Source organism: Pseudomonas sp. PA-1-6B, from assembly GCF_021609545.1.
Classification (GTDB): Bacteria; Pseudomonadota; Gammaproteobacteria; order Pseudomonadales; family Pseudomonadaceae; genus Aquipseudomonas; species Aquipseudomonas fluorescens_BV.
On record NZ_WJZM01000011.1, the window covers coordinates 1 to 13,442 of the forward strand.

Genomic DNA, 13,442 nt, shown 5'->3' on the forward strand with positions numbered 1-13,442 from the left:
ATAGCGGTGGCTCAGTTGAATATTCAGTGGCTGACACACCGCCTTCGCGGGCAAGCCCGCTCCCACAGGGATCTGTGCCAGGCGCTGATTTTTGTGGGCAATGCATGACCATTGTGGGAGCTGGCTTTCCTGCGATAGCGGTGGCTCAGTTGAATATTCAGTGGCTGACACACCGCCTTCGCGGGCAAGCCCGCTCCCACAGGGATCTGTGCCAGGCGCTGATTTTTGTGGGCAATGCATGACCATTGTGGGAGCTGGCTTGCCTGCGAAAGCGGTGGCTCAGTTGAATGTTCAGTGACTGACACGCCGCCTTCGCGGGCAAGCCCGCTCCCACAGGGATCTGTGCCAGGCGCTGATTTTTTGTGGGCAATACATGACCAGTGTGGGAGCTGGCTTGCCTGCGAAAGCGGTAGCTCAGTTGAATATTCAGTGACTGACACAACGCCTTCGCGAGCAAGCCCGCTCCCACAGGGGAATGTGTTCAGGCCAGCGCTTTCTCGTGGGTTTCAACCAAACTGTAGCGGTTCGCTGGCACTTCCAGGCCGAGATTGTCCCGTAGGGTGTGGCCGCTGTACTCGGTACGGAACAACCCTCGCTGTTGAAGCACCGGCACCACCCACTCAGTGAAATACTGCAGGCCATCCGGCAGTACCGAATTGATGATGAAACCATCGCTGGCGCCGCTCTCGAACCAGATCTGAATGGCATCCGCGACCTGTTCCGGGGTGCCGACAAAGTCGCGCTGGGGTCGCGAGAAACGCAGGGCCACTTCGCGCAGGGTCAGGCCTTCGTCACGGGCCAGTTGCTTGATACGTTCGGAGCCCCCTTTCTGGCTGTTGGCGCCCAGGTCGCCCAGTTCAGGGAAGGGCGCATCCAGCGGGTACTGGCTGAAATCATGGTCGTTGAACGGCCGGCCGAGGGCGACGATGGCGTCTTCCACAGTGACCAGCGCCACGGCTTGCTGGTAGCGGCTTTCCACTTCGGCGGCATCGCGCCCGACAATCGGGCGGATACCCGGCAGGATCGACAGGCTGTCCGGGTCGCGGCCAAAGCCCTTGGCGCGGCGTTTCAAATCGGCGCTGTAGGCCTTGGCCTCGTCGATAGTTTCCACATGCACAAAAATCGCATCGGCGTTTTCGGCGGCAAAGTTACGCCCATCCTCCGAAGTGCCCGCCTGGAAAATCGCCGGTTGGCCCTGGCGCGAACGCGCGATGTTCAGCGGGCCTTTGACCGAGAAGAATTCGCCCTTGTGGTTAAGCGCATGCAACTTGCCCGGAGTGAAGAATTCGCCGCTGTGCTTGTTATAGGCAAAGGCATCGTCCTCCCAGGAATCCCACAGGCCCTTGACGACATTCAGGTGTTCCTTGGCGATGCGGTAGCGCACGGCGTGGGGCGGATGCTCGGCCTTGCCGAAGTTATCGGCGGTGCCACTCAGCCACGAGGTGACCACGTTCCAGCCGGCGCGGCCGCCGCTGATGTGGTCCAGGGAGGCGAACTGACGTGCTACCTGGTAAGGCTCGGTATAGCTGACGGTCACGGTGGCGACCAGGCCGATGTGAGTGGTCAGCGCGGCCAGGGCCGAGAGGATCGTCAGCGGCTCGAAACGGTTGAGGTAATGGGGGCTGGACTTGGGGTGAATATGCAGGCTGTCGGCGATGAACACGAAGTCGAACCGGGCGGCTTCGGCCAGTTCGGTCTGCTGCTTGTAGAAGCCGAAATTCGTGCTGGCGTCGGGTTGTGCCTGCGGGTGGCGCCATTCGCCCCAACCGTGGCCGACACCGTGCACCATGGCACCGAGTTTCAATTGACGTGGCTTGCTCATGTTCTGCTCCTTAGCGCGAGGCTTGTTCGAGGGGGATACGCTTGGCGTTGAAGCTGGAATCGAAGCCCTGGGAGACGTCGATGTGTTGGCTCAGCAGGCCTTCTTTTACATAGGTGTCGGCGGTGGCTTGCAGGCCATGGATCACCGTATCGTCAATCGTGACCGGGGAAAGATGGGTGTCCTGGGCCACTTCGATATGCACGGCCAGTGGCAGGCCAGTGATCTTGGCTTGGGCAGCGGCGTATTGCTCGGGATGGGTATTGGCCCAGGCGTAGGCGCGATCAATGCGGGCGACAAAGTCGTCCAGTTGCACACGCTTGTCGGCAATGGCCTGGCCGGTAGCGGCGAAGTACAGATGATTGCTCAGCAGGTGCTTGCCGCTCACCAGCACGCGAGCATTGCTCTGTGAGGTGACCACGGTGGTGTAAGGGTCCCACGTCGCCCAGGCATCGGCGGTGCCGTTGTCGAGTACCAGCCGGGACTCGGCGGGCAGCAGGAAGATGAACTGCACATCCTGGGTGGTCAGCCCGGCATCGTTCAGGGCCTTGATCGCCAAGTAGTGCCCGATGGAGCCGCGTCCGGTGACGATTTTTTTGCCCTTGAGGTCGGCCGCGGTCTTGATCGGTGAATCCTTGGGCACCAGTAGCGCGGTGGTGTTACGGCCTTCGGCATGGATAATGCTGATCACCTTGATCGAGGCACCGGCGCCGAGGGCGAACACATAAGGGGCATCGCCCAGGGCGCCGACATCCACAGCGCCGGCGTTCAGCGCTTCGCCCAGGGGCGAGGCCGAGGGGAATTCCGACCATTTGATCTCGTAAGGCACGTTCTGGCTTTCGCCCGAGGCTTCCAGCAGTGCCTTGATCGTGGATTTCTGGTTGGCCACGCGCAGCGGTTGCAGGTCGCCAGCCTGGACGGTGGAAAGCAGGCCGAAGGCCAGGGCGGCGCCCCACAGCAGGCGTTTGAATGGGAGGGCATACAGCATGGGAAAAACTCCAGGCGTTGGGTAAAGGGAGATACCTCCGCCTGGAGAAGGGGTCGGTTGGGCGAAATGATGCAGCGCTGAATCAGATCACGTAGAAGCCATGGGTGCCGTCGCGGGCCAGTTGTTCCACGAGGCCGAACTCCCAATCCAGGTAAGCTTGCATGGCTTCCCGTGGGTTGTCGGTGCCTTCGTAGGGGCGGCGGTAGCGGTCGATACGCGGGGAAGCCAGGTGGCTTTCGCCTGACTCAAGGGGCAATTGCGCGTGGACCCAGCCGGCCGTGCCGTCCTGCAGTAAAAAGACCGGCTTGCCGGTGAGGGCCTCGACTTCCGGCACGGCCAGGCGCGCCAGTTGGCTGCTGCCGCAGGTCAACACGTAGCGCTGGGCGCTCGGTACCTTGCTCAGGGCCTCGGGCAGTTGCGCGCGCAGCACCCACCAGGCGCCCGGGATATGACGTTTCACGTAGTTGGCGCTGGCGGTGAAGTCCAGCACCTGCGTGTCGCCATGGCTGAGCCAGTCGGCAAGGGTGTGAGGGCTGATCAGTTCGGCCTGGGGCGGTGGCGGCGCTGGTGCGACCCATGCGCCGCGTTCGCTGAAGTGCGTGGCTTGCAGATCGTCCAGCACCGAGACCTGCCAGCCCAACTGGGCCAGCCATGACGCGGACATATTGGCGCGCACGCCGTCGTCGTCCACCAGTACCAGGTGCGCACCGCGCACACTGGCAACGTGGTCGGTCTCCTGCACCAGTTGCCCGCCCGGGGTGGCGCGGGCGCCCGGCAGGTGGCCGGCTTCGAATTCTTCTACGGTGCGCACATCGAACAGGTAGGTGGTGCGGGTCGCGTCCTGTTGCCAGCGCTGCAGGTCATTGAGCGTTGCACGTTTTACCCCGGCTTTGTCGGCAACACCACGGGCCTCTTGGGCGGCGAGCTGGCGATGGTTTTCCGCGGTCGGCGCAAAGCGGCGCGCCTGGCCATGGGCGAGGGTCTGCCCGGCCAAGGTCCAGCCGATGGTGCCGTTGCGCAGGGCTGCCACCGGGTTGGGAAGGCCGGCGTTGATCAACGACTGGGTGCCGATAATGCTGCGGGTGCGCCCGGCGCAATTGACGATAATGCGCGTGGCCGGATCGGGCGCCAGCTCACGGGCGCGCAATACCAACTCGGCTCCCGGCACGCTGATGCCGGTGGGGATGCTCATGGTCTGGTATTCGTCGAAACGGCGCGCATCGAGCACCACCACATCGGCCTGGCTGTCGAGCAGGGCCTGGACCTCTTCGGCGGCCAGGGACGGCGTGTGACGTTGGTTCTCCACCAGTTCGCCAAACGCCTTGCTGGGTACATTGACGTCGATAAACAGCTCGCCACCGGCCCGGCGCCAACCGTCCAGCCCATCCTCCAGCAGGCTGACCTGGGTGTAGCCCAGTGCAACCAGGCGTTCGGCGGCGCGGTGGGCCAGCCCTTCGCCGTTGTCGTACAGGGTGACCTGGGTATCGCGGCGTGGAATGCGCGCGTACACCTCCAGTTCCAGCTTGGACAAGGGGATATTCGCGGCGAACAGCGGGTGGGCCTCGGCAAAGGGGGCTTCCTCACGCACGTCGATCAGCGCGACTTCTTCACGTGCCAACAGGGCCTGGCGAATCTGCGCAAAGCTGCGGGTCGATAGGGTGGTCATAGGGCAGGGCTCTTTTCTTTGGACAGGTCCCAGATGTTCGGGAGATAGGCGTTGGAATAACCGGAGATAAACAGTTTTTCGCTGCCGTCGGGTTGATACACCGCCCGGCGCACCGCACCGATATTGGCGCCGTATACATGGATGCTGATGGACACCTGGTCGCCGTGGGCATTGCTGACCTGGTGGATATCGCCGACCTTGGGCGACACCGCCTCAACTTGGCCCGGCACCAATTGCACGGGTTCGCCTCGCGCTATCAGGCTGCCGCCCGGCGCCCGGGCAAACCCCTGGGAAACCTCCGCCCCGCGCAACATGCCGATCAGCCCCCACACCCTGTGATCATGAATCGGCGTGCGTTGCCCTGGCCCCCACACAAAGCTGACCACGCTGAATCGCTGGCGCGAATCGGCATGCAGCAAAAATTGCTGGTAGCGCTCGGGGTCGGGTTGGGCGAAGTCATCGGGCAGCCAATCATCGTGGCTGACCAGTTGCGCCAGCAGCTTGCCGCCACGGTGCAGCAGGTCGCCTTCACGCGGGTTGCCGTCGATCAATTCCGCCAGGGCGCCTATGAAGGCTCTGAGTCTCTCGGGGTGTCGGGCCTGGGTCATGACCATTCCATCGGGCTATTGGTATGCTTTTATCTAAGCATAATGTTTATTTTTAATATGCTATTTTTTAATGATTAGCTTATAGCCGGAGGTAATTTAGAACCGCTTTGAATAGTGTTAGACGTTATTGATCACTGGCTGGGCTATCCAGACCTGTGTGCGGCCACTATGCTTCACGCACATCTTAATGACTGATCTGTATGTGCGGCCCAAATGAAAATTGACGATATCGATGCCTTTGTCGAGGTGATTCGTTGCCAGTCCATCAGCCATGCCGCCGCGTCGTTGCAGCTGACCCAGCCAGCCATCACCCGCCGCGTGCAGAACTTCGAGCAGGCTCTGGGAGTGGAGCTGTTCGACCGCAACACCAAGCCCCTCAAGCCAACGCTGATCGGTACCCGTGTCTATGAGCAATGCCGGTTGATCCTGCGCGAGATGGATGCCCTGCGCGAACTGGTGGCCACCGATGCACCGCCCACCGGCGTGCTGCGCCTGGGCGTACCGCAGACCATCGGCGATGTGGTGCTGCTGGACGCACTCAAGCATCTGCGCAGCGAATACGCCGACTTGCGCGCCCAGGTTGCCACCGGCTGGGGCAGCCAATTGGTCGGCAAGATCGAACGCGGCGAACTGGATGCGGCGGTGGCGTTGTTCCCCGCGGGCAAGATCTTCCCGGACAACCTGGTCGGTGAGTCCATCGGCAAGATGGAGTTGGTAGTGGTCTGTGCCAAGGCGCAGTTGCCGAAGAAGCCTTGCAAGCTGGCGGACGTGTACCAGAGCGGTTGGATCCTCAACCCGGACGGTTGCGGGTTCCGTGCGGGGTTGCAACGCACCTTGTCTGACCAGGGCCTGGCGCTGCGGGTGAACCTGGAAACCTTCGGCACCGAACTACAACTTGGCCTGGTGGCCGACGGCCTCGGCCTTGGCCTGGTGCCACGTCCGTTGCTGGAACGCAGTGCTCATCGCGAGCACCTGGCGGCGATGCCCCTCAAGGACTTCAAACCGGTGATGGATTTGTGGCTGATCTATGCGCATTTTCTCGGCAATCTGCAGGGACCGGTGGATGCGTTTGGTCAATGGGTGGCAGATGCTTTGCACAAGATCCGCAGCGCTGCCTGACGCCCTGCCAGCCGACGCCTATCCACCTGACACCTCGCGAACCCAATGTGGGAGCTGGCTTGCCTGCGATGACGGCCTGCCAGCCGATATTTACCTACCTGACACCCCGCGATCCAGCTGTGGGAGCTGGCTTGCCTGCGATAGCGGCCTGACAGCCGACACAGGTTGTCAGACCGAGTGCATATCCATTCCTGCGGTAACGGCCACTTAAGGTTCCGCCCTGACGGCGGCTCACTTTCGAAAAGCGCGAAAGTAAGCAAAACGCTCTTGCCCCACCACTCGGCACCTCGCCTAGGCTCGGTGTGCCCGTAATCCGCCAGTGATTTGGGGGGGCCCAAATCCCTGTCGAATTCCGGCCAGCGTGGTTTAACGGGGCGCCTAAGATCAAAAGCAGATCAAGAGCGGCTCGCTTCGCATTGTGGTTTGTATCACTGCACGTCCACCCGCTGCACTTGCAACCCCAACTGTTCATACGCCTGCACATCCGGCGCGTCCCATTCGGTAATCAGCGTATGAATACGGCTGCAAGGCGCCACCACAAAGGGTTCCACCGCGCCGAGCTTGTCTGAGGTGGTCACGGCGATGACGTGGGACGCGCTGTCGAGCAAGGCTTGCTTGACGGCGACTTCACCAAAATGCAGCGAGGTGATGCCCACTTGCGGATGCAGTGCGCAAACCCCGGTGAACAACAGGTCGGCCTTGACGCTCTGGATCAGCCGCACCGCGTCATGGCCACCGGTGGAGAGCGTGGCGGGGTTGAGTTGGCCGCCGGCCAGGATCACTTTTATATGCGGATGGTCGGCCAGGGCGATGGCGATCATGGGGGATGGCGTGACCACGGTCAGGTGCAGTGCATGGGGCAAGCACTGTGCGATCTGCAAGGTGGTGGAGCCAGAATCGAACAGCACGATCTGGCCGTCTTCAACCCGGCCCGCCGCCACGCGGGCGAGGTGGCGCTTGACCTCGTTGGTTTCCTCGACACGGGTAAAGAAATCCTTGCCGGTGTCCTTGGGCCGGGGCAGGGCGCCGCCGTGTACGCGTTGCAACAGGCCGACGGCAGCGAGTTCGCCGAGGTCGCGGCGGATGGTGTCCTGGGACACGGCAAAATGCTCGACCAACTCGGAGGCGGTGACCTTGCCGTCGCGTTCCAGCAACAACAAGATCTTCTGTTTGCGCAGGGAAGGCAGGTCGATGGCTTGATGAGTGTTATGCATGTTTGTGCGCTTTATTGCGGGTTTGTGCGAGATTAATCGCCGGCCCATCTAAACGCAACGGCTGGTTGCCTACGCTCCTGCCGGTTACTCTCTGCGTTCAGTTCAGGGAGAGGTGACCCGATGCCGTTGATCACAACCATCGAAGACTTACGCAAGCTGGCGCAAAAACGTGTCCCCCGCATGTTCTACGACTACGCCGATTCCGGCTCCTGGACTGAGAGCACCTACCGCGCCAACGAAACTGATTTTGCGCGTATCAAGTTCCGTCAACGGGTGGCGCGCAATATCGACGAGCGTTCGATCCGCGCCAGCATGATCGGCCAGGACATGGCCATGCCCGTGGCGCTGGCGCCGACTGGCCTGGCGGGCATGCAGCATGCCGATGGCGAAATCCTCACTGCCCGTGCCGCTGCCGCGTTCGGGCTGCGCTACACCTTGTCGACCATGAGTATCTGTTCGCTGGAGGACATTGCCGAGCACGTCGGCCAGCCGTTCTGGTTCCAGTTGTATGTGATGCGCGACCGCAGTTTTATCGAGCAGTTGATCGAGCGCGCCAAGGCGGCCGGGGTGGATGCATTGGTGCTGACCCTGGATTTGCAGATTCTGGGGCAGCGCCACAAGGACTTGATCAATGGTTTGTCCGCGCCGCCCAAGCTGACCCTGCCGAACATTCTCAACATGATGACCAAGCCGCGCTGGGTGATGGGCATGCTGGGTACCCAGCGGCGTGGTTTCGGCAATATCGTCGGGCATGTGAAGGGCGTGGCCGACATGAGTTCGCTGTCGTCGTGGACCGCCCAGCAATTTGACCCGCGCCTGAGCTGGGACGATGTGGCGTGGATCAAGCGGTGCTGGGGCGGCAAGCTGATCATCAAGGGCATTCTCGATGTGGAGGATGCGCGCTTGGCGGCCGATTGCGGTGCCGATGCGCTGGTGGTGAGTAACCACGGTGGCCGCCAGCTTGATGGCGCGCCGTCGAGCATCAGCCAATTGCCGGCGATTGTCGAGGCCGTGGGCAACCGAATTGAAGTGTGGCTCGACGGCGGTATTCGGTCCGGCCAGGACGTGCTCAAGGCCATGGCGCTGGGCGCCAAGGGCACCATGATCGGCCGCCCGCATTTGTATGGGTTGGGGGCAATGGGCGAGGCGGGGGTGACCAAGGCGCTTGATATCATCGCCCGCGAACTGGACGTGTCGATGGCGCTCTGTGGCTATAAGGATATACGCGAAGTGAATCGCGAAATCCTGTTGCCCGGTACCTTTCCTGGAAGCACGGCTTGAGCAAAAAAAACGTAAAAATATAAAAAGAGTTGTCCACGAAAACCGTGGGTATCTCTGTGGATAACTTTGCGAAGGCCCGGCAGCGTTGGCGATTTCAGCGAAGATCATTATTTGATCAACTTGTATTTCGGGCCAACATGGCCAGGGTTTGCGCTTGACAGCCAAGCGCGAACCCAGTGCCGAAAAGCATATTTATGAGGCGTTATCGCGGCCTATGGAGTGTGTGACGACCTGGGCGGGCATCTTCGTACGCATCAGGTTTTCCAGCGCCTGCCCATAGCTGCGTCCGGCGAGGTTCATGCTGTTGTTATGGCTGGCACCTGGCACCAGCAACAGGTGTTTGGGTTGCTGCGCGGCTTCGAATAACTGCTGGCTGAAGCGCGGCGGCACGTAGCGGTCGTCAAGGCCGTGGACCACCAGCAGCGGCATGTGGATGTCGGCAATCTTGTCGATGGAATCGAACTTCTGCGACAGCAACCAGCGCACGGGCAATGAGGTGTTGGCAACGGCCGTGGCGACATCCGCCAGGGAGGTGAACGTGGACTCGATCACCAGCCCACGCACCGGCAATGGCACCTGCTTGCCCAACTCGGCAGCAAGATCGATGGCGACCGCGCCACCCAGGGAGTGCCCGTAGATCAGGCGCTTGCCGGGGTCTGGTTGCAGGGTCTGGAAACGCTCCCAGGCAATGCGTGCGTCCTCGTACACCGTGGCTTCCGAGGGCAGGTCGCCCTGGCTTTGGCCAAAGCCGCGATAGTCGATGGCCAGGACCGAAAAGCCCAGGGCATGCAATTGCTCGATGCGAAACAATTGGCCCGTGAGGTTCCAGCGTACCCCGTGCAGGTAGAGGATGGCGGGCGCGTCTTTGTTGGCTGCCGGGTACCACCAGCCATGAATGTTCTGCCCTGCTTTGAAACTGGCGGGCTTGAGTTCGAATTCCTGCACCGCCTTGGGCAGGCCGGTGTACCAGCCGGCGGTTCCCGGCTCGATGCGAAACACAAGTTCGCGCTCCTTGTGTTGCAACACGGCGCAGCCGACCGGCAGGCCGACAATCAACACGGCCATGCACAGCCAGACAAGCCAGCGCAGGCCCCGGCGGGGCATAGAAACAGAAGACATGAAGGTTCCAGAACAAAGGTGAAGCACGGGTTTTACCAGATGGCCTGGGCGGGTAGGCATTAATGCGACGGCCGTGACGGATGAAAGTGTTACAGCATTGAACAATCCTCGTGCGGGTTGATAGGGTGGACGGCTTGAACCTGCCCTACCTGCAAAGGCCCACACATGAACAACAGCCCCGTGCGCATCACCGCCGAAGAAACCCTCTCGGACAACTGGTACCTGCTGAAGAAATACAGCTTCGACCTGCGCCGTCGCGACGGCAGTTGGCAAGCTCAGACCCGCGAGGTATATGACCGGGGCAACGGTGCGACCATCCTGTTGTACAACCGTGAGCAACGCACAGTCTTGCTGATTCGCCAGTTCCGCATGCCCACGTTCGTCAACGATTACCCCGGCTACCTGATTGAAGCGGCGGCCGGTTTGCTCGATAACGCCAGCGCCGAAGAACGCATCCGCCTGGAGGCCGAGGAAGAGACCGGCTATCGCGTCGGGCATGTTGAGAAAATCTACGCGGCGTTCATGAGCCCGGGATCGGTGACGGAGCGGATTCACTTTTTTATCGGCGAATACCAGCCAGGCGACCGAGTGGGAGCGGGCGGAGGCCTGGAAGAAGAGGGCGAGGATATCGAGGTACTGGAGCTGGGCTTTGAGCAGGCACTGGCGATGGTGCAGAGCGGGGAGATTGTGGATGGCAAGACGATTATGTTGTTGCAGCATCTGGAGCTGCGAATGTTGAAAGAGGGGTGGTGAGGTATGCCTTCATGTGCATAGTTATCTACACAACTTCGGCACGACGCTAAATCTGTGGCGAGGGAGCTTGCTCCCGTGACGGCCTGGCAGCCGACAGATATAACTGATGCCCCGCGATCCAATGTGGGAGCTGGCAATTAGCAGACTGACGGTTATTGTCAGAAATTTCCCACAGGAGTACAAATGTACTCCATGACAAACCTGACTCCCCGCCGCACCGCCATCCTGACCTTCATTCGCGAACGCATCGCGCAACAAGGCCAGCCTCCCAGCCTCGCCGAGATCGCCGAGGCGTTCGGCTTCGCCTCTCGCAGCGTTGCCCGCAAGCATGTGGTGGCGCTGACCGAAGCTGGGTTTATCGAGGTCAACCCCCACCAGGCCCGTGGCATTCGCTTGCTCAATCAACCTGCGCGTCCCGAGTGGCTGGATGTACCGGTGCTCGGCCGTGTAGCGGCCGGTCGGCCGATTGGCGCCGATGCCGAGGTGCACAGCCGCTTGCAACTGGACCCCGCCACTTTCGCCAAAACCCCCGATTACCTGCTGCGGGTGCAGGGCGATTCGATGATTGAAGATGGCATTCTCGATGGCGACCTGGTGGGCGTGCGCCGCAGTGCCGAAGCCTTGAACGGGCAGATTGTGGTGGCGCGCCTGGACGGCGACGTCACCATCAAGCGTTTCGAGCGCAGTGGCGACAGGGTTCGCCTGTTGCCGCGCAACCCGGCCTATCAACCCATCGTGGTCGGGCCCGAGCAGGACCTGGCCATCGAAGGCGTGTTCTGCGGCCTGGTGAGGCAAGGCTGATGGGCGCCGTGGTTGCCCTGGACTCGCTGTTCAATGGCGGGCGAGTCTGGAAGGGCCGGCCCGCCGCGCCCCCGGCCAGCGTATATCCTACGGGGCTGGCGGCGCTGGATGCGGTGCTGCCCAGTGGCGGCTGGCCGGAATCGGCCTTGAGTGAAATCCTGATGGCCCAGGACGGGGTGGGCGAGTTGCAGCTGGTGCTGCCTACCCTGGCGCGCCTGTCGGCCCTGGGCGAGCGCATTGTGCTGGTGGCGCCGCCCTATACCCCCTATCCCCATGCGTGGCAGAACGCCGGGGTGGATGTGCGCCAGCTGTCTATCATCCGGGCCGAGGAGCGTGACGCGCTGTGGGCGGTGGAGCAATGCCTGCGTTCTGGCAGTTGCGGGGCGGTGTTGTGTTGGCCGCGCAAGGCCGATGATCGTGCCTTGCGGCGTTTGCAGGTGGCGGCCGAAACCGGGCAGACCCTGGCGTTTGCCTGGCGCTCCCTGAGCGAGGCGATCAATGCCTCGCCTGCCGCCCTGCGCCTGGCGGTCGAGGCCAGGCCCGCGCAAGTGCGGGTGCTCAAGTGCCGTGGCGGGCTGGCCCATCCGGCGCCAATTGCCCTGGCGGGGCATTGAGGTTGCCATGCGTTGGGTGTGTATTGTCTTCCCGCAATTGGCGCTGGACGGGGCACAGCGTGTGCATCCCGAACCCGAGCAGCCGCTGGCGCTGCTGGCCGGCACGCCGCAGCGGCGCGTGTTGCAAACCGTCAACGCCGCCGCCCGCGCCTTGGGCCTGCGCCCCGGGCAGTCGTTGACGGCAGCCCATGCCCTGGTCAAGCAGTTTGCCTGTGTCGAATACGACCCGCTGGAGATCGAGCGCCTGCAGCAGTTTCTGGCCGCCTGGGCCTACCGATTCAGCTCCCAGGTCAGCCTGTATTACCCACGGGCCTTGTTGTTCGAGATCGAATCGAGCCTGGGCCTGTTCGGGCCCTGGCCGCACCTTGAGGCGCGTTTGCGCAAAGAGCTGACCGAGCTTGGCTTTCGTCATCGCATCGTCGCTGCGCCCAACCCGGCGGCGGCGCGGATATTGGCAAACGGCTACGACGGCCTGGCCGTGGCCGATGACAGCGCCCTGATGCAGGCCCTGGCGTCGCTGCCTGTCGACCGTGCAGGCCTTGAACCCCAGGCCGCCACCGCCTTGTCGCGCATGGGCCTGCGCAGCCTGGCCCAGGTGCAGGCCTTGCCCCGGCATACCCTGGCGCGACGTTTTGACGCCAGCCTGCTCAAGCACCTCGACGCCCTGAACGGGCAACGGCCATTGGCCCTGGATTTTTATCAACCACCCGACCAGTTCGATGCACGCATCGAGTTGAATTTCGATGTGCAATCCCACCAGGCGCTGTTGTTCCCCTTGCGGCGCTTGACCGGCGATCTGTCCGCGTTCCTGTGCGGCCGTGACAGTGGTGTGCAGCGCTTTGACCTGCACCTGGAACATGCCCAGGCACAAGACAGCGTGATCAAGATAGGCCTGCTCAGCGCCGAGCGCGAGCCTTCGATGTTGTTCGAACTGGCCCGTGGACGCCTGGAGCAGGTACAGGTCACCGCGCCGGTGCGGGGTGTGCGCCTGGTGGCCGAGGACTTGCCGGTCTTCGTGCCGCAACGCCAGGACCTGTTCGACGACCGCCCGCAACAAACCCTGCCGTGGGAGCAGTTGCGCGAACGCCTGCGTGCACGCCTGGGGGATGAGGCGGTGCAGGGCCTGCGTTTTCAGGCCGACCATCGCCCCGAATGCGCCTGGCAGGCTGCGACCGACCACCAGGCGTGCCCGAGCTTGAACAAGGTCCGCCGCCCAGGCTGGTTATTGCCGCAACCGACCTTGCTGGCCGAACACGGCGTACAGATCCTGATGGGCCCGGAGCGCATTGAATCGGGCTGGTGGGATGGCGCCGATGTCCGCCGCGACTATTACCTGGTCCAGACCCGCGCCGGCCAGCAGGGTTGGGCCTATCGCACGGTGGGGCAAGGCGATGGGTTGTGGTTGCAAGGGTGGTTTGCATGAGCATCCCCTCAGATGGAGCGCACTTACTGTGGCGAGC

Annotated in this window: 12 protein-coding genes; 6 read left to right on the top strand and 6 right to left on the bottom strand. The window is 62.4% G+C overall.

What is annotated here, in order from left to right:
- Positions 1 to 481: 481 nt before the first annotated feature.
- The 4 genes from GIV35_RS07925 to GIV35_RS07940 form a co-directional block, all read right to left on the bottom strand.
- Positions 482 to 1,822, bottom strand: a complete 1,341-nt coding sequence (locus GIV35_RS07925; RefSeq protein WP_236265841.1) for an LLM class flavin-dependent oxidoreductase — start codon at positions 1,820 to 1,822, stop codon at positions 482 to 484.
- A 10-nt stretch (positions 1,823 to 1,832) separates the two neighbouring features.
- Positions 1,833 to 2,807 (bottom strand): ABC transporter substrate-binding protein, encoded by a 975-nt coding sequence (locus GIV35_RS07930; protein WP_236265842.1) that lies wholly within the window; start codon positions 2,805 to 2,807, stop codon positions 1,833 to 1,835.
- An 82-nt stretch (positions 2,808 to 2,889) separates the two neighbouring features.
- A complete protein-coding gene (locus GIV35_RS07935; RefSeq protein ID WP_223024642.1) occupies positions 2,890 to 4,473 on the bottom strand; it encodes a rhodanese-related sulfurtransferase in 1,584 nt (527 codons plus the stop codon).
- Entirely contained in the window at positions 4,470 to 5,081 is a 612-nt protein-coding gene (locus tag GIV35_RS07940) for a cysteine dioxygenase (protein ID WP_105227097.1), read from the bottom strand. Before GIV35_RS07940 ends, GIV35_RS07935 begins: the two co-directional genes overlap by 4 nt.
- A gap of 213 nt (positions 5,082 to 5,294) precedes the next feature.
- Here GIV35_RS07940 and GIV35_RS07945 point away from each other — a divergent pair, with 213 nt between their 5' ends.
- Positions 5,295 to 6,200, top strand: a complete 906-nt coding sequence (locus GIV35_RS07945; RefSeq protein WP_236265255.1) for a LysR family transcriptional regulator — start codon at positions 5,295 to 5,297, stop codon at positions 6,198 to 6,200.
- Positions 6,201 to 6,628: 428 nt separating this feature from the next.
- Here GIV35_RS07945 and GIV35_RS07950 read toward each other — a convergent pair whose 3' ends face one another.
- Positions 6,629 to 7,414, bottom strand: coding sequence for a DeoR/GlpR family DNA-binding transcription regulator (locus GIV35_RS07950; RefSeq protein ID WP_236265256.1), 786 nt, complete (start codon positions 7,412 to 7,414; stop codon positions 6,629 to 6,631).
- A 120-nt stretch (positions 7,415 to 7,534) separates the two neighbouring features.
- Here GIV35_RS07950 and GIV35_RS07955 point away from each other — a divergent pair, with 120 nt between their 5' ends.
- A complete protein-coding gene (locus GIV35_RS07955) occupies positions 7,535 to 8,695 on the top strand; it encodes an alpha-hydroxy acid oxidase (protein ID WP_014718172.1) in 1,161 nt (386 codons plus the stop codon).
- 192 nt (positions 8,696 to 8,887) lie between these two features.
- Here GIV35_RS07955 and GIV35_RS07960 read toward each other — a convergent pair whose 3' ends face one another.
- On the bottom strand, positions 8,888 to 9,814 hold the full coding sequence (locus tag GIV35_RS07960; protein WP_198716144.1) for an alpha/beta hydrolase: 927 nt from the start codon (positions 9,812 to 9,814) through the stop codon (positions 8,888 to 8,890).
- Between the two features lie 165 nt (positions 9,815 to 9,979).
- Here GIV35_RS07960 and GIV35_RS07965 point away from each other — a divergent pair, with 165 nt between their 5' ends.
- From GIV35_RS07965 to GIV35_RS07980, 4 genes are all read left to right on the top strand, one after another.
- Positions 9,980 to 10,567 carry an NUDIX domain-containing protein gene (locus GIV35_RS07965; RefSeq protein ID WP_034125680.1) on the top strand — a complete coding sequence of 196 codons (588 nt, stop codon included), beginning with the start codon at positions 9,980 to 9,982 and terminating at the stop codon, positions 10,565 to 10,567.
- A 183-nt stretch (positions 10,568 to 10,750) separates the two neighbouring features.
- On the top strand, positions 10,751 to 11,368 hold the full coding sequence (lexA, locus tag GIV35_RS07970) for a transcriptional repressor LexA (protein ID WP_236265258.1): 618 nt from the start codon (positions 10,751 to 10,753) through the stop codon (positions 11,366 to 11,368).
- Positions 11,368 to 11,982 carry a translesion DNA synthesis-associated protein ImuA gene (imuA, locus tag GIV35_RS07975; RefSeq protein WP_236265260.1) on the top strand — a complete coding sequence of 205 codons (615 nt, stop codon included), beginning with the start codon at positions 11,368 to 11,370 and terminating at the stop codon, positions 11,980 to 11,982. The genes lexA and imuA overlap by 1 nt, the downstream gene beginning before the upstream one ends.
- A gap of 7 nt (positions 11,983 to 11,989) precedes the next feature.
- The gene (locus GIV35_RS07980; protein WP_236265262.1) at positions 11,990 to 13,405 is read left to right on the top strand and encodes a Y-family DNA polymerase; all 1,416 of its coding nucleotides are present in this window, start codon (positions 11,990 to 11,992) and stop codon (positions 13,403 to 13,405) included.
- Positions 13,406 to 13,442 lie beyond the last annotated feature (37 nt).

Bases quoted from the DNA above. Each gene is read 5' to 3' on its own strand.
- GIV35_RS07925 (WP_236265841.1), bottom strand. From the start codon at position 1,822: ATGAGCAAGCCACGTCAATTGAAACTCGGTGCCATGGTGCACGGTGTC.
- GIV35_RS07930 (WP_236265842.1), bottom strand. From the start codon at position 2,807: ATGCTGTATGCCCTCCCATTCAAACGCCTGCTGTGGGGCGCCGCCCTG.
- GIV35_RS07935 (WP_223024642.1), bottom strand. From the start codon at position 4,473: ATGACCACCCTATCGACCCGCAGCTTTGCGCAGATTCGCCAGGCCCTG.
- GIV35_RS07940 (WP_105227097.1), bottom strand. From the start codon at position 5,081: ATGACCCAGGCCCGACACCCCGAGAGACTCAGAGCCTTCATAGGCGCC.
- GIV35_RS07945 (WP_236265255.1), top strand. From the start codon at position 5,295: ATGAAAATTGACGATATCGATGCCTTTGTCGAGGTGATTCGTTGCCAG.
- GIV35_RS07950 (WP_236265256.1), bottom strand. From the start codon at position 7,414: ATGCATAACACTCATCAAGCCATCGACCTGCCTTCCCTGCGCAAACAG.
- GIV35_RS07955 (WP_014718172.1), top strand. From the start codon at position 7,535: ATGCCGTTGATCACAACCATCGAAGACTTACGCAAGCTGGCGCAAAAA.
- GIV35_RS07960 (WP_198716144.1), bottom strand. From the start codon at position 9,814: ATGTCTTCTGTTTCTATGCCCCGCCGGGGCCTGCGCTGGCTTGTCTGG.
- GIV35_RS07965 (WP_034125680.1), top strand. From the start codon at position 9,980: ATGAACAACAGCCCCGTGCGCATCACCGCCGAAGAAACCCTCTCGGAC.
- lexA (WP_236265258.1), top strand. From the start codon at position 10,751: ATGTACTCCATGACAAACCTGACTCCCCGCCGCACCGCCATCCTGACC.
- imuA (WP_236265260.1), top strand. From the start codon at position 11,368: ATGGGCGCCGTGGTTGCCCTGGACTCGCTGTTCAATGGCGGGCGAGTC.
- GIV35_RS07980 (WP_236265262.1), top strand. From the start codon at position 11,990: ATGCGTTGGGTGTGTATTGTCTTCCCGCAATTGGCGCTGGACGGGGCA.